Origin of the sequence: [Phormidium] sp. LEGE 05292 (genome assembly GCF_015207735.1) — a bacterium.
GTDB lineage: Bacteria > Cyanobacteriota > Cyanobacteriia > Cyanobacteriales > Aerosakkonemataceae > Floridanema.
The window spans coordinates 26,608-43,258 of the sequence record NZ_JADEWG010000047.1; the positions used below are offsets into that span (position 1 = coordinate 26,608).

General features: G+C 40.6%; 12 protein-coding genes. 6 read left to right on the plus strand and 6 right to left on the minus strand.

What is annotated here, in order from left to right:
- Positions 1-41: 41 nt before the first annotated feature.
- The gene (locus IQ264_RS15095) at positions 42-1,235 is read left to right on the plus strand and encodes a TPR domain-containing glycosyltransferase (protein ID WP_193981616.1); all 1,194 of its coding nucleotides are present in this window, start codon (positions 42-44) and stop codon (positions 1,233-1,235) included.
- Positions 1,236-1,349: 114 nt separating this feature from the next.
- Here IQ264_RS15095 and IQ264_RS15100 read toward each other — a convergent pair whose 3' ends face one another.
- On the minus strand, positions 1,350-2,702 hold the full coding sequence (locus IQ264_RS15100) for a D-alanyl-D-alanine carboxypeptidase (protein WP_193981617.1): 1,353 nt from the start codon (positions 2,700-2,702) through the stop codon (positions 1,350-1,352).
- A 351-nt stretch (positions 2,703-3,053) separates the two neighbouring features.
- Between IQ264_RS15100 and IQ264_RS15105 the strand changes: the two genes are divergently transcribed.
- The 5 genes from IQ264_RS15105 to IQ264_RS15125 all read left to right on the plus strand — a co-directional run bounded on the left by IQ264_RS15105 (position 3,054) and on the right by IQ264_RS15125 (position 11,144).
- Positions 3,054-3,251: a hypothetical protein gene (locus IQ264_RS15105; RefSeq protein WP_193981618.1), complete on the plus strand. Its 198-nt coding sequence runs from the start codon at positions 3,054-3,056 to the stop codon at positions 3,249-3,251.
- 349 nt (positions 3,252-3,600) lie between these two features.
- Positions 3,601-4,341, plus strand: coding sequence for a class I SAM-dependent methyltransferase (locus IQ264_RS15110; RefSeq protein WP_193981619.1), 741 nt, complete (start codon positions 3,601-3,603; stop codon positions 4,339-4,341).
- Between the two features lie 375 nt (positions 4,342-4,716).
- Positions 4,717-6,240: an efflux RND transporter periplasmic adaptor subunit gene (locus IQ264_RS15115; protein ID WP_193981620.1), complete on the plus strand. Its 1,524-nt coding sequence runs from the start codon at positions 4,717-4,719 to the stop codon at positions 6,238-6,240.
- Positions 6,241-6,360: 120 nt separating this feature from the next.
- Positions 6,361-9,696: an efflux RND transporter permease subunit gene (locus IQ264_RS15120; RefSeq protein ID WP_193981621.1), complete on the plus strand. Its 3,336-nt coding sequence runs from the start codon at positions 6,361-6,363 to the stop codon at positions 9,694-9,696.
- A 323-nt stretch (positions 9,697-10,019) separates the two neighbouring features.
- Positions 10,020-11,144 (plus strand): peptidoglycan-binding domain-containing protein, encoded by a 1,125-nt coding sequence (locus IQ264_RS15125; protein WP_193981622.1) that lies wholly within the window; start codon positions 10,020-10,022, stop codon positions 11,142-11,144.
- A 304-nt stretch (positions 11,145-11,448) separates the two neighbouring features.
- Here the strand turns inward: IQ264_RS15125 and IQ264_RS15130 are convergent, their stop codons facing one another.
- The 5 genes from IQ264_RS15130 to lipA form a co-directional block, all read right to left on the minus strand.
- Positions 11,449-11,904 (minus strand): Fur family transcriptional regulator, encoded by a 456-nt coding sequence (locus tag IQ264_RS15130; protein ID WP_193981623.1) that lies wholly within the window; start codon positions 11,902-11,904, stop codon positions 11,449-11,451.
- Between the two features lie 140 nt (positions 11,905-12,044).
- Positions 12,045-12,545: a Fur family transcriptional regulator gene (locus IQ264_RS15135; RefSeq protein ID WP_193981624.1), complete on the minus strand. Its 501-nt coding sequence runs from the start codon at positions 12,543-12,545 to the stop codon at positions 12,045-12,047.
- Positions 12,546-12,873: 328 nt separating this feature from the next.
- Positions 12,874-14,112: an RNA polymerase sigma factor SigC gene (gene sigC / locus IQ264_RS15140; RefSeq protein WP_193981625.1), complete on the minus strand. Its 1,239-nt coding sequence runs from the start codon at positions 14,110-14,112 to the stop codon at positions 12,874-12,876.
- 446 nt (positions 14,113-14,558) lie between these two features.
- Complete coding sequence (locus tag IQ264_RS15145) at positions 14,559-15,488, minus strand: NAD(P)H-dependent glycerol-3-phosphate dehydrogenase (protein ID WP_193981626.1); 930 nt, start codon at positions 15,486-15,488, stop codon at positions 14,559-14,561.
- Positions 15,489-15,683: 195 nt separating this feature from the next.
- Entirely contained in the window at positions 15,684-16,565 is an 882-nt protein-coding gene (lipA, locus tag IQ264_RS15150) for a lipoyl synthase (protein WP_193981627.1), read from the minus strand.
- Between the last annotated feature and the right edge of the window lie 86 nt (positions 16,566-16,651).

A 16,651-nucleotide genomic window follows, 5' to 3' on the forward strand; every position in this document is an offset into this window, starting at 1 on the left:
CCCAAAGAATCTATTTCTTCAATTAAATTCTCAAGCGTAATATGAAACTTAGCCTTTGCACGATCGCCAAAAATGAATCACAATCCTTACCAAAATGCCTAGAAAGCGTCCAAAATGTAGTTGATGAAATCATAGTTTTAGATACAGGTTCTACCGATAAAACACCGGAAATCGCTCAAAATTTCGGAGCAAAAGTTTATCATTTGCAATGGTGTAATGACTTTTCGGTATCGCGAAATGAAGCTTTAAAATATGTGCAATGTGACTGGGTTTTAGTTTTGGATGCTGATGAAGTTTTAAAACCAGAAATTGTTCCCCAGTTAAAACAAGTAATTCAGCAAACTAACCTTTTAGTGGTGAATTTAGTAAGACAAGAAATAGATGCGAAACAAACACCTTATTCTTTAGTTTCTCGGTTATTTCGCAAACATCCAGAGGTGTATTTTTCTCGTCCTTATCATGCCATGATTGATGATAGTGTAAGTTTGCTTTTGCAGAAAGAACCGCAGTGGCAAATTGGTAGTTTATCAGATGTGGCTATTTTACATTATGGCTATGAACCTGGGGCGATCGCATCCCGCAACAAATTCCAAACCGCAAAAACTACAATGGAAGGTTATCTAAACCAGCATCCCAACGACCCTTATGTTTGCAATAAATTAGGAGCATTATATTTAGAAATTGGTGAAACAGCAAAGGGTATAGAACTTTTACAACGTGGGTTAACTGCTAATTCCATAGATGCAGGTATACTTTATGAGTTACACTATCATTTGGGTATTGCTTACGAGTCTTTACAACAACTGAATTTCGCAGAGTCGCATTATCAAACTGCTACACAATTGGATATTTTACCACAATTAAAGTTAGGTGCTTTCATTAATTTAGGGAATGTTCTTAAAGCAACAAATCAACTAGCGGCGGCGCAGGAAGCTTATGTAAGTGCGATCGCAATCGATCAAAACTTTGCTGTTGGTTATTATAATTTGGGGATGTTGTTAAAGCAGGTGGGTAGGTTTACAGATGCGATCGCACTTTACCAACAAGCAATTAAACTAAATCCCAATTATGCTGAAGCTTATCAAAATTTAGGAGTTGTTTTCCTGAAAGTTGGTAATGTTGCTGAGAGTTTGGTAGCTTTTAAAAGAGCGATCGAACTTCACCAAACAAATAACCCCAGCGAAGCAGCAAGACTTCGCCAAGGATTAAAAGAAATGGGACTTGGAGATTTATGAATTTGTAGGGGCGGGTTTAGCAGATAATACTGTAATCACAGCAGAAGAATTAACAACAAAACCCGCCCTGACAGAATTTTTTTCTCCTCTGCCCCTCTGCCCCTCTGCTCCCTTTCACTCCTTCACTACTTCATTTCGAGACATTTGATCTTCAGGTTTTTGAGTTGGCGTTAACTCCGAAGGTAGAGAGTCAACTACTCCCCATTGATTAACTAAATTGTTTAAAAGTAACTCTTGTTGAGTGCGGAAACCTGTTAAATTTGCTCCTCCATTCATAATAGCAAACCAGACAATTCCCTTGTCTTTTGTTGGTAAAGCACCTGCTAAAGCACTGACAGTATTTAAAGTACCTGACTTCACCACCGACATTTGAGGAATTTTGCGTTCATCCAAAATACTTTTATCCTGTCCTACCACTGTCAGCACATCGCCAACAGTCATATTTAATGGTTTTAAATAGCGGTCAATTGCCAAAAACAAAGCTACTACTGCACGGGGAGAAATCTTATTTAATTCACTCAAACCAGAACCATTAACTAATTTAATTTCTGCTTGTGGAACATTAGCAATAGTCGCAGCTTTTTTCTCTACTTGTTTAGCGCCACCAACAGAATCAGCAATCATTTCCGCCATTTTATTATTACTGTACCGATTCATTTTTTTCAACAAATCGGCAAGAGTCGGGGAGTAATGACGCACTAAAACTTTAGCATTACTCGGCTGTACCGGAACTACTTTGACTTTACCATCAATTATTACTTGTGGTCGAGGAGTACCGGGAGGCAAAGTTTGATACTGAGTTAACGCTTGGGGTGTCCAAAGTTGAGAATTCATCCCTACTTTTAACAAAGTTCCTGATTTTAAAGGGTCATATTCATAATTCATGTAAAACTTGCCACTAATGACCAAGTTTCCCTTAACTCGCTTGATGCCTAACTCATTTAAAAGATTACCTAAAGCAAATGCTTCTTCCCAAATAAAGAAAGGATCTTTGTTTCCTTGAATGACTAAATCACCCTCTAGGGTACTATTCTGAATCGGGCCAGTTGTGCTAATTGTAGTCACAAACCGATGATTCGGGCTAAAGGTAGAAAGTGCTACCAAACTTGTAGCTACCTTAGTAATTGAAGCGGCGGGTAAAGGTGTTGTACCTTGGTGATTTGCTAACAAACTATCGCTTGTTTGTACCCATACTCCTTGACTTTTTTTGGTAAACCCTTTAACCGCTAAACCACTGAGATATTGATTTATTTTTAGTTGTTCTGCGGGCTTGGGATTAATAGCAGCTAGAGTTAATTTGGTAGCTGAAACTGAAATAGCTGGTTCTGTCGTAGCATCTTTTAAAGCGTTCACTTGCGGCGTAGCAGTATTAGATACAGCTGGAGGATAAATATTAGAGGAACATCCAGCAGCCGCAGTCAGTAGAGTTACAGCTAGGGTAGCAGTCAAACGTCGGGTTTCTAGCATCTATTGTCTCAACAGAAAGTCTGCAAGGATATCATCAAACTTTTCTGGCTGTAGGTCAAGTTTAGGGGAAGAATTTCTCTCAAACCAACTAGTCTCTGAGAAATTTCCCAAAAAAACCGGATGAAATCTCTTACTAGGAGAATTCTGGATCATCAATCTAGCATTTACCGATCGCCATCAGTTAACCAGTTTTCTAACCGTCTACTGCCTAGCCTAAACGCAAGCTACCAGCAAGTTGTTTTCTCCAAGACTTTACCTAGACAATCAAAATACTGGTTACTCAACAATTCAATTCCCGGTAATTTCCAGCTTTACTAAAATCAAATACAGAAAAATACAGGAGGCTCAATTATGGAATCTTTAGCTCATATCCATATCACTTTAGAATATGAAAACTCTTTACAAGCCGAATCTAAAAATAAACAATTGGCTTATCAATATCAATTAAAAAATCCGCCGATAAAAGTCTATCTATTTCAGAATGGGTGGCTATTCAACTTATTCACAGCCTTATTCCCAAGACAAAACAAAAAACTATTCAATAATTAATATTAACTCAAGTTGCTACTTACTAACGTGGTGATAGGTAGTGGATAGTGGGTAGTAGGTAGTAGGAATCCCATTACCTATTACCTACTAACTCAAGTTGCTAGTTACAAATCTGACTCTTTCTTAGCCCCCCTTAATAAGGGGGGTTGGGGGGATCTAAACCTAGTAATCACACCCTTAGATCCCCCCTCCGCCCCCCTTACAAAGGGGGGAACTGGAAAGAATTGATAACTAGCAACTTGCGTTACTACCTACTACCTACCTCAATTTAATAACTAGCAACTTGCGTTATTAGTACAAGAATGTATTATGCTATGCTAAATCAATCTATAAGTATCGGCATAACTTAATGAGTGAAAATTCGGCATTTCCCAGTCATAATCTAGTTTTTCCAGGAGAGGTTTTTCCGAATCCGGCTGATTTCGATCGGGGAATTCGCCAATTATTGCGAAAATATGATGAAATGCTTGAGATTTTGGTGAGGTGTATTCCAGCAAATGTCGATCGCATTTTAGAACTTGGTTGTGGGACAGGCGAATTAAGTTTAAAATTACTTAATCGCTTTCCTACAGCTCAAATTACAGCCGTCGATTACGCACCACGAATGCTGCAATATGCACAAGAAAAAATTCGGTTAGCTGGTTATGCAGAAAAATGGATTGCTAAAGAAGCAGATTTTGGAGAATGGGCAAATAATTCCCAAACAGCTAATATTGGTAGCGAATTCGATGCCTGTGTTTCTTCCTTAGCAATTCATCATCTTACCGATGAAATGAAATTAAAATTATTTCAACAAATTCGCAAAAGTCTTAATCCGGGCGGAGTTTTTTGGAATGCAGACCCAATTTTACCAGAATCGGAATTAATGAAAGCTGTTTACCAAACGGCTAGGGAAGAATGGGCGATCGAACAAGGAAGTACTTTAGCACAAATTCGCTCTCAAGTTGGTCAGAGTGTACCTTACGGATATTCTAGCCCCGATCAATTAGCAACATTAGATATACAGCTACAAATGCTGAAAAAATCGGGATTTGACGGCGTAGCTGTACCTTGGAAGTATTATAACTTGGCCGTATTTGGCGGAAATTGAAAACTTTTAGGGTTAAAACAAAATTCAGATAATTAATTTAAAGTTAAAAATTCCTTAAATTATCTTTATTTAAAATTGTAAAGCCTCAATTATTGAAGAATTCTCAAGAGAAATTCCGTGAAATTTCTCAAGCCAAAGAGAAAAAAGCAGTAGTACTATAGAACAGCATTGTTCATCTCTAGATCTTCACTATTGATGATTACTAATCGACATAGAGATGAATTTAAACATAAGAATCTACAACTGTGTTACAATCCAGTTTTTGTAAGAATTCAGAGCCTTAAGTCAAAAAATAGTTCTTTTGGCTGTGGCAGAGTGACTGATAATATTACTAAAATTTCCTAGCGGCATCTAGTCAATTATATAGAGGGGCAGATGAATACCGAAAATACCGAACAGCGCAGCAGTAGTGAACAGTTGCCAAATATAAAAGTACTGCCTGTAGAGAAAAAAGACGATCGCCAAGACTACTTAGAAAATTACCAAGAAGAAGAAATTTCCACATTCGATACTTCTGCCTCTAAACCCAGCAAAAAATTTCTCCGCATATTAGGAATTTTGTTCATGCTGTTGTTAGTTGGTGGCGGTGGATGGTTCGCTTACAATCGATTTTTCCAACCGGGAGGGGCAACACAAGCAGGCCCAGGTGGGCCAGGTGGCCCCGGTAAACCAGGTGGGCCAATGGCAATGCCAGTCAGGTTAGGAGAAGCACAACCAACAACCGTTGAAGAGAATTCGGAATATGTTGCGAGATTGGAATCTCGGCAATCAGTAAGACCAAAACCGCAAGTTTCCGGTCAAATTACTAATATATTTGTTAAGCCGGGGCAGCGTGTCAGAGCAGGCGCACCGATCATACAAATTAACCCTGCTGAACAAGCTGCATCCTTGCAAAGTCAACTAGCAGCAGTAGAATCAGCACGCTCTGAGTTGAAATTAGCACAGGCAGATGTTGCCAATGCTAAACAAAACCTGATCTCTAAACAAGCGCAAAAACAATCTATTTTGTCTAATTTGCAATTTCAACAGGGGGAATTTCGCAGATTTGCCCAACTGCAAAGTCAAGGCGCTGTGACTAGACAAGCGTTAGATCAAAGACGACTGGATTTGCAAAAAGCACAAGCTGATGTAGCACAAATTGAAGCGGAAATTCGCGCTCAAGAAGCTGCTATTGCTAGAGCCGAGGCCAATATTACCAAACAAAACAGGTTAATTCAACAACAAGCAGCTGGAGCAACTGAACAACGAGTCAGGCTGAATTATTACACCATTAATGCGCCTTTTGTGGGTGTAATTGGCGATATTCCAGTAAAAGTCGGTGATTATGTGAGTTCTTCTAGCGAACTTTATACGATCGCAGACAACAACACCCTACTAACCCAAATCAACGTTCCGGTAGAACTAGCCACCAGACTCCGCATGGGAATGCCAGTAAAAATCATCGACAATCAAGGTAAACCCGTACAAACAGGACAAATATCCTTCATTGCCCCCAATATTAACCCCCAAACCCAATCAATCCTCGTTAAAGCCAGCTTCGACAACTCAAATGGCTCACTGCGAACCGATCAATTTGTGCAAGCGAAAATAATCTGGGATACTCGTCCCGGAGTAGTGGTACCAGTTACCGCAATTTCCCGGCAAGGAGGACAAAATTTCGTTTTTGTTGTGGAAAAAGCACCCGACAAACCAGAAAATATGGTTGCTCGTCAAGTACCTGTAGAACTAGGCAAAATCACTGGTAATCAACAGGAAATCCTCAAAGGTTTGCAGCCAGGACAACAAATAGTCGTCGCCGGAATTTTGCAACTGCGAGACGGCGCTCCCATTATGCCTGAATCGCAAGCTCCTGGAGCAGGTGCGCCTGGGGGACAAGGTAATAAACCACCATCAAACTAGTCATTAGTCATCGGTTATTAGTCATTAGTGAGTTTAATTTATAACCAATGACAAATGACCTTGGCGAAGCACTATATGACAAATGACCAATGACCAATCAGAAAAACCTGATTAAACTTCATGATTTTTTCTATATCCGACTTCTTCATCAGGCGACCAGTCTTTGCCACAGTTTGTTCGATCATTATTACTATGGTTGGAGCAGCTTGTATTTTCTTATTACCTGTCGCTCAGTATCCAGAAATCACCCCGCCTCAAGTAACAGTTACCTCTAATTATATTGGTGCTAACGCTTCCGTTGTTGAGTCTACTGTCACCAACATTTTAGAAAGAGAACTCAACGGTATTGAAGGTGTGAAATACATTAAATCTACTAGTGCTAATGATGGTACTAGCAGTATTTCTTTAACTTTTGATTTGGAGCGAAATCAAGATATTGCCGCAGTAGATGTCCAGAACCGAGTTTCTTCTGTTTTATCCAGATTACCAGGGCCAGTACAACAAACGGGAGTCAGGGTAAATAAAGAAACGAGCGGCTTTTTATTGGCGATCGGACTTTATGCCGACAATAATCAATACAACGACTTATATCTGAGTAACTATGCCGACTTGTACATTACCGATGCCTTAAAAAGAATCAAAGGTGTTGCTAATGTGCAGATATTTGGGGAACGCACTTATGCAATGCGTTTGTGGTTAGATCCTAATCGTTTAGCAAGTCGTGGTTTAACACCTCAAGATGTGGTAAATTCACTGCGTCGGCAAAATTTGCAAGTAGGTGCAGGACAAATTGGACAACAACCAGCACCACCAAATCAACAGTATCAACTTGCCGTCGAAGCGATAGGAAGATTTAAAGATGCTAATGAATTTGCCGAGTTGGTAATTAGAACTGGTGAAGATGGGAGTTTAATTAAATTAAAAGATGTCGGTAGAGCCGAATTAGGTGCAGAAAATTATAGTTCAGTTTTGCGATTTGACGGACGCAGAGGGGTTGGTTTAGGAATTAGTCAATTAACAGGTAGTAACGCTTTAACTGTGGCGCACGCTGTCAAAGTAGCTATGGCAGAATTAGCGCCAAGTTTTCCTCCAGGAATTAAATATGCCGTCGCTTACGATACCACCCTATTTATTGAAGCAGGAGCCGAGGAAGTAGTAATTTCCTTACTTCAAGCCATTGGTTTAGTAATCCTAATTATTTTTCTGTTTTTGCAGGATTGGCGATCGACTCTGATTCCTAGTATTGCAATTCCAGTAGCTTTACTGGGGACTTTTATGTTTGTCAAATTACTAGGATTTAATATTAACACATTGACCTTATTTGGTCTGACTTTGGGTTCAGGTCTGGTGGTGGATGATGCGATCGTAATTGTAGAAGATGTCTCCCGCAGACTTCAAGAAAAAGATATTAACCCAGTCGAAGCTGCCATTGAGTCAATGAATGAGTTAATGGGTGCAGTTATTGCTACTTCACTAGTACTAATAGTCATGTTTGTACCAGTGGCATTTTTCCCTGGTACAACAGGACAATTGTACAAGCAATTTGCCTTAACGATCGCTTTTTCAGTAACAATTTCTACCTTTAACGCTATTACTCTCACTCCAACTATTTCCGCTTTACTACTGCGAAGAAGCCAATCACATAACCACTGGTTTTTTCGTCCAATTAACTGGGTAATTGAACAAATTAGAGCAGTTTATGGTTGGTTGCTACGTATAGTAACCAAACTGAGATACATTATTCTCGTTTTGTTTGTTGTAGCTTTGGGCGCTACTTATTGGTTGTTTACGATCGTCCCTGGAGGATTTCTTCCTCAAGAAGACCAAGGCTACTTTATTACTATCGTTCAAGGGCCGGAAGGAACTTCTCTAAATTACACTGAAAAAGTCTTAGAACAAGCAGAAAGTATTCTCAGAAAACAACCAGATGTAATGAATGTGTTTGCCATTGGGGGCTTTAGCTTTAGTGGCGCAACACCAAATAATGGCTTGATTTTTACAACTTTAAAACCTTGGGAAGAACGGAAAAGACCTGACCAATCATCACAGGCAATTATTGGTAGTCTTTTTCCCCAATTAATCTCAATTAAAGAAGCGACAGTCATCCCATTTGCGCCACCAGCAATTCAAGGGTTGGGTAACTTTGGAGGTTTTGAATTCCAACTCCAAGATAGAAATAATATTGGGTTTAGAGCTATGGAAGAAGTAATGGGTCAATTCTTAGGTAGAGCCAGCACTTATCCAGGTACTCCTAATAACCAAGCACCGCCACAATTAGTCGGATTGCGACCTAATTTTAATGGGAATACACCTCAGTTAGTTGTAGAAGTCGATCGCAACAAAGCCAACGCCCTGCAAGTTTCTTTAGAAGATATTTTTAGTACTTTGCAGATTTTCTTAGGCTCACAATATGTGAATGATTTCAATCAGTTTAACCGGAGTTATCGGGTGTATGTCCAAGCCGATCAACAATTCCGCTCAAATCCAGAAGACATCAGTAAATTTTATGTGCGCTCGGCAACTAACGAAATGGTTCCGCTGAGTAACATAGTGAAAGTTACCCAAACAACAGCGCCATCAGTTATCTCCCATTACAACTTATTGAGGTCTATAGAAATTAATGGTTCTGGAGCACCAGGAGTAAGTTCTGGACAAGCAATTCAAGCTATGCAAAACATAGCCAAAGAAGTCTTACCCAGAGGTTTTGGTTATGAATGGTCTGGTTTGACTTTAGAAGAAATTCAAGCCGGAGGACAATCAGTTTTAATTTTCGGTTTTGGATTTATCGTTGTGTTTTTGGTGCTAGCAGCCCAGTATGAAAATTACATCGATCCATTCATAATCATGTTGAGTGTACCTTTAGCAATTTTTGGCGCATTATTAGCAGTATTATCGAGGGGGTTTGCCAATGACGTTTATACTCAAATTGGTTTGTTAATGTTGATCGGTATGGCAAGTAAAAATGCTGTACTAATTGTCGAATTTTCTAACCAATTGCGAGAGCAAGGTGTACCAACTATCAAAGCAACTATTGAAGCTTCTCAACAACGGATGCGACCGATTTTGATGACAGCTTTATCTACTATTATTGGGACTTTACCATTGGCGATCGCTACTGGTGCAGGTGCAGCAGCACGCCAGTCCTTGGGTACGGCTGTTATTGGCGGAATGTGCATCGCTACAGTCTTAAGTTTGTTAGTAGTACCAGTACTCTATATTGTCATTAAGAACATAGAGGATCTCTTCCGTAAACGGACTCACAAACCAACTGTAACTCCAGCCAAAAAACCAACTCAAATACCAAAAGCTCAAACTTTACTCTATTACCGTCATGGGAAAAATTCAGACAATCATGATTCTTCTAATGGTAATGGTAATGGATTTCATCCCCAGGATAATTCTCCAATAACTCAGGAGCCTCGGAAAACCGATCGGCATAATTCACCAGAAAAATAACCTCTGAACATCAGGAGTCAAGAGCCAAAATTCTCTGAACTCCTGACCCCCTCTGCTGCATCCCTCTTAGTGAGGGAGTTTGTCCAAGATTTCTCTATTGAAAAATCAATCACCAGGCAAAAATATCCTGATTTAACAACTAACTGAGGAAAATTGACTAAATTAGCTAAATTGCCTGAACCTTTAGTTAAATTTGACACAGCAAAGCGTCACATTAATTATTGATTGAGTTATTGAACAGAAAATAACTGTAAATTAAAATTTTGATAGCCTACTCATTACTTGGAGTAGCTTTTCATTGTAAATAGTTGGACTGGGGAATTATGGAAAACCTTATTTACATACATCTGGCAAGTTGCCAAGCAGAAAACAACGAGGATGTAAACTTTAGTGCTAATTTAGACAATGTAAAGTCTTACCAGAAAATAAACTGGAAAAACATAGGCAAAACAGCCTGGATTCATTTACTTAGCTTAGTACTCACAATTAGCACTGTAGGAATTGCTACCAAAGCTATGGCCCAAATGAGCCAAGGTACCAAAGGCTCAGAAGTAGCAGAACTTCAGACAAATTTACAAAAACTAGGCTATTTCGATCGCCGCCCTACCGGACACTTTGGCCCCTTAACCAAAGAAGCTGTGATTCGCTTTCAGCAAGATGAAGGAATAACAGCAAATGGGATCGTTGAAAGCACAACTCTTGCTGCCTTAGAACGGAAACTTCAGAACAATACCACAGTAGCTCAAACCACTCCTGAACCGGAAACAGAAAAAAGCGCACAAACAGCTGAGCCGAAAACAGAAAAAGCCACACAAACAGCGATCGATCCGAACAAACAACCGAATTTACGGCGGGGTGCCGCAGGCCCATCTGTTAAAGCCTTACAACAACTTTTAAATGATGCAGGTGTTTACAATGGTTCTATTGATGGTAAGTTCAATCTGGAAACTGCCATAGCAGTTAGGCAATTTCAACGCACTAATCGCTTAATGGTTGATGGTATTGTCGGACCTAATACTTGGGCAGCTTTGGTTAAAGGCGGTACGACTCAACAAGCACTAGATCCCACTTTTAATAATTCTCCTTTTACTAATGGCTCCTTAACTGATAATGCCGACAAACCTGTAAGTAATAACAGAACTTTAATTCAAGCTAGCCTAAAAATAGGCGATCGCGGTCAGGAAGTCAAAGACATACAACAACGTCTCAAAGCTTTAGGCTATTACAAAGGCAATAACACAGGCAGCTTTGGCTCCTTAACTAAACAAGCTGTAACTCGTTTCCAAAAACAAGCCGGACTCACACCTAACGGAATTGTAGACAGCAGCACCAAAGCCGCTTTATTCACAACTATTAATGGTGTCAACGACCAAACAAATGCGGCACTCAATGCCGAGCCAAAGTCATCAGCAGTTGGTGAAAATGCTCCTCCCTTCCAACAGCCATAGCTATTGCAGTTATCGGTCTAAAACGGGATTTTTTGGTCACAGAAGGCTTGGTCAGAGGAGGTAGGGAGAATTGAAGAGCTAGTTAGTTAAATTATCTTCCCCCCATCTCCCCAGGGCTAATTCATGGTCAACAGAGAAATTGATTTGTGAAGGAAAGATAATGCAAACAACGGAAAAATCATCTTTCCCCTTGTCCCCTTGTCCCCCCATCCGTTTAATTTTCTTTGATGACCATGAATTAGCCCTGCCCATCTCCCCATCCTCCATTTCCCCATTTCCCTGAATGGGCTCGACCTTTTTGTTTTTAAATAGGTAGCAAAGCCCGTTGACAAGCAGGACAAATCGCATGAATAGTAAGTTGGCAATCAAGTAGCTGATATCCTTCTTTTTCTGCGGTTTTAGTTCCTATTTTCAAAATTGCATCATTTTTAAATTCCACCGTTTTATTACAACGCACGCAAATCAGGTGGTCGTGATGATGGGGATAAGGCTGGTTTAGCTCATAATGTTTATGTCCTTCGCCCAATTCCAACTCACGCAGGATACCCATTCTCGCCATTAATTTCAGGCTGCGGTAAATTGTAGATAAGCTAATTGGTTCCCCTTGGCTTTCTAATCGGTGATAAAGATCCTCAGCACTTAAATGATCGCCTCTGGGTAATTCTTGGAAAAGGTGTAGAATGGTTTCCCGTTGGGGAGTTAAACGCCAACCTCTTTCATTTAGCTCAGCTTTCAGTGAGGATGCTGTATAGACTGGCATGATCTCATTCTCAAGAAAGGTACAGTTATTGAAAATAATAACTAATTAGCGATTTATTTTCAAGAAACTTAGACTATTGAGAATTTATCTTAATTATACTAGGGACTTGGATTCCTCAGCTTATAGGGCGATCGATATGCCTACGGCAGGCTATGCCAACGCAAACAAGACCAATTGCTTGGTAGCAGCGAGGGCCATCCCTGGCGCAAAGCTTCTGGACAAACAGTATGAATAGTCAGTTGACAGTCTAACAGATGCAGCCCAGCTTTTTCTGTTTGTTTCAAGCCAACTTTCAAAATCGAATTATCTTTAAATTCGATCGTTTTGTTGCATTGAATACAAACTAAATGATGATGATGATTAGGATAGGGCTGATTGATTTCATAATGCTTGTGTCCTTCTGCTAGTTCCAATTCTCGGAGAATGCCCATTCTCGCCATTAACTTTAGGGTACGATAAACCGTCGATAGGCTGATTTTCTCACCTTGACCTTGTAGCACAGAGTAAAGCTCTTCCGCACTCAAATGCTTCCCTTCAGGAAGGTCTTGAAAGACTTGCAAAATAGTTTGTCTTTGGGGAGTTAAACGCCAACCTTTTTCATTCAGTTCAGCTTTAAACGAGCCTGATGTATAGGTACTCATATTGACGTTCTCAGAAAGCCTTCTATTCAGGAAGGATACACAATATTGCTACTCATTTTCAAGAACTTTTACTTATTGAAAATTAATTTCTAAAAGCATCTAATAAAATTAAGATTATTGAGAAGTTTTTTGATTAAATAAAGCAGAGCAAAAATTAAAACCTTTGTTATAAAAGGCTTCTGAGGCAAACTGAGATTTTTAACCTAATATTAAGAAAATTATAATTATTGATAATCGGATTTTAAATCAAGAGTTTACTTGCTAAAAAAAATGACCGAGAAAAAAATCTCGGTCAATGGAGACAAACACAATGAACTAACTGAAAAACTTAACCAAAAGATTCAAGATAGTCACGAACACGATTACGGCGTTTAGGTTGACGTAATTTTTGTAGAGCTTTGGCTTCAATTTGTCGGACTCGTTCGCGAGATAGATCCAACGCCCGACCAATTTCTGCTAAGGAGTAGGAGCGGCCATCTTCTAAGCCAAAGCGCATGAGAATCACATCTCTTTCCCTACTAGTTAAGTCAGCTAAAAGCTGCTGTAAGTCACGGTAGAGAGCTTCCCGCATTAAAGTATCTTCAGGAGAAATTTCTTCGGTGGGTAGCAGGTCGCCTAGTTCGGTATCTTTTTCTTTCCCGACTTTAGTTTCAAAGGAAACAGAGCGGGGAACGCGGAAGAGAACTTCCCGGACTTGCAAAGGTGTCATTTCTAGTTCCTTTGCTAAATCTTCTAGAGTGGCGGTGCGACCTTTTTCTTGAGAGATTTTACGCTGGGCTTTTTTTATTTTGTTGAGTTTTTCGGTAATGTGGACTGGAAGACGAATGGTGCGGCTTTGAGTGGCGATCGCACGGGTGATTCCTTGACGAATCCACCAGTAAGCATAAGTGCTGAAGCGATAACCTTTCGTGGGGTCAAACTTCTCAACAGCTCGCTCCAATCCCAAAGTACCTTCTTGGATCAAATCCAACAATTCCAAACCACGATTTTGGTATTTTTTAGCGACAGACACAACTAAGCGCAAATTTGCCTTAATCATGTGATCTTTCGCCCGAATCCCTTCAGTTTGAATTTGTTCTAGTTCTTCAATAGTTAAATCTACTAATTCTGCCCAACGGCGTTTTCCGGTAGCTAAAATTGGCTTAAGTTCCGCTACTGTTATTCCCGCAGCATTTGCCCATCTTTCAAAAGAGGGACGATGACCTAAATTAGCCGCTAGGCGGTCGTGAATTTCAATCAATTCTACATATTGCCGGAGTACCCCATCTTCCTCTTGGGCAGCCAGATCTCGTAATTCCAGCAACCGCATATAGCGCTGGACTTGTTGGGCTTCCGAAACTTCTTCATCTCGCCCTAACAAACGCACTCGACCAATATCTTGGAGATACAAACGAACTAAGTCGTTGGTACGACGGTTAGGACTTTTTGCTAAATTGGCAGTTTCTTCTTCCTCCATCTCTAAATCAACTATATCCCTAACTGTTGGTTCCATTTCATCTAACTGAAAGCTAGGGGCTTCTGGTTGACTATTGTAGGTGGCATCAGTGGTATAAAAGGTTGCTGGCATAGTGATTGCCTCAACTGCTCCGGATGACAAAGGGGCTTTTTGAATTCGGCGATTGGTTTCTGGTGTGGGCATCTTTACATGACGAAATATAATCTTGATAGTTGCCCTACTCACTCATAAGACTTCCAGTGATGCACTCTGGAGCTTGACGACTACCGTCTTTAGTAGCACATAATTATCTTTCCCATAATTAGTAGAATAGATAACAGTGTTGTCTCATAAAATGAAAATTTCCAGACGGAGTGTGTGAACTTTGTGTATCGTAAGCTAGTATAAAGGGACATCATGTAAGTCTTGAGTGACCTCTGTCTGAGGGTAAGTTAATCTACATCACTAGGTAGATGAGTTCCCGATCACTTTCTAGCTAATAGCGGGAATTTTATTAAAGATATATTACAAAAATCCCTAAAACATTATTAGCTGTGATAGTAAAAAAAATTCAAGGATTAGTTATTAGATAGATGTGTTTCTGGTTTAACATCTCGCAGCATCAGAGAATCTACGGCTGCTTGTGGGGTGATTTCTCCTTTGAGTAAGCGATCGACTTGGGCGGAAATAGGGATATAAATTCCTTGTTGATTAGCTAAATGAACTAACACTTGAGACGTATTTACTCCTTCGGCTGTTCCTTCTAAATTGGTTAAGATTTCTGTGAGGTTTTTCCCGATCGCTAATCCATAACCAACTTGATAGTTCCGACTCAAAGGGCTGTTGCAAGTAGCGAGGAGGTCGCCTAACCCTGATAAACCATAGAATGTATCGGTTTTAGCTCCCCAATGATTCCCAATACGGATAATTTCTGCGAGTCCGCGAGTCAGGAGTGCGGCTTTGGCATTAGTTCCTAACTGTAAACCGTCACAGGTACCAGCTGCGATCGCCATCACATTTTTTAGCGTACCACCTAACTCTACACCCAAGGGATCGTCATTAGTGTAAACGCGAAACCGACTGGAATTAAACAATGTTTGTACTAGTTTAGCCGCTTCCAAGTCATTACTGCCAACTACGGTAGCTGCGGGTAATCCGGCTTGAATTTCTTTAGATAAATTTGGCCCAGCCAGAACTACTACAGAATTTGCTGGAAATGCCGCTTGCCAAATTTGGGAAGGAGTACAAGTAGTCGAAGGGTCTAACCCTTTTGTAGCGGTAACAAAAATTACTTTATTCATCTGTAAAGACCGTAATTGTTCTACTACAGGTCTTACACCCTTCATGGAAACAGCAGAAACTACAATGTCTGCATCTGCTAAGACATCCGCAAGAGTTGACGAACTTTGGCGCGACCACACACGCACTTGATGACCATTCGCTTTAGCCAAAAAAGCTAAAGTCGTACCCCAAGCACCTGCACCAATAACTGCTATCTTAGTTTCCATCTAGGGAAGTTTTGAGTTTTGAGTTTTGAGTTTTTCATGGGGAATAGGGAATGGGGACTGGGGACTAGGGACTGGGAAAGTTTTGCTAGCGTAGCGGTGCGTAGCACATTTTGAGTTAGTTTGGGGAACTGTGAGTTTTGAGTTAGGGAGAAAGTTTTAATTTAATACACTTCTCCTTGTCCCCTTGTCCCCTGGTCACCCTCGCTGAGGGCGGGGGTATCTTTCCATTAAAGCTCTAACTTGTTCTGCATGGTAAGAGCTACGAGTTAAGGGAGAAGAAACTACTTGCAAAAATCCGATACTTTCGCCAAATTTTTGCCAAGCGGCGAACTGTTCGGGGGTGACAAAACCTGCGACTTGGAGATGTTTTTGGCTGGGTTGTAAGTATTGACCTATGGTGAGGATATCGCAATCTACTGCTCTTAGGTCTTGCATAACTTGGCGAACTTCGTCGTCAGTTTCTCCCAGTCCTACCATGATGCCAGATTTGGTGTAGACTTTGGGGGCTAGTTGGCGCGTTAGCTTAAGTAATTCCAGCGTCCTCTGATATTCCCCTTGCGGACGTACCCGACGATATAAACGAGGTACTGTTTCTGTATTGTGGTTTAAAACTTCCGGTGTAGCTTGTAAAATCTCAGCTAATGCTTCCCAATTGCCACACAAATCAGGAATTAGCACTTCAATTGTAGTACCAGGAGAAATAGCGCGGATTTCTGAAATACAACGAACAAACTGAGATGCGCCACCATCGGGTAAATCATCCCGGTTAACTGAAGTAATTACCACATGATTTAAGTTTAACCTTCGCACCGCCTCTGCCAATCTTTTTGGTTCTGTAGGGTCGAGGGGTTTGGGCTTTTTTTCAAAATCAATGTCACAGTAAGGACAGGCTCGCGTACAAGCTGGCCCCATAATTAAAAATGTTGCCGTGCCATTGTGGAAACATTCGCCAATATTCGGGCAAGATGCTTCTTCACAAACTGTATTCAGGGATAAATCCCGTAAAATTTCTTTAACGCTGCCAACACGCTCCCACTGAGGCGCTTTTACTCGCAACCATTCTGGCTTGACTACCACTATTGCCTCTTACTGTCGATCTCTTTAACCAGGATTTATCATAGCAGAAGGCAGAGGGGCAGGGGGGCAGGGGCTGTCTCTTATAC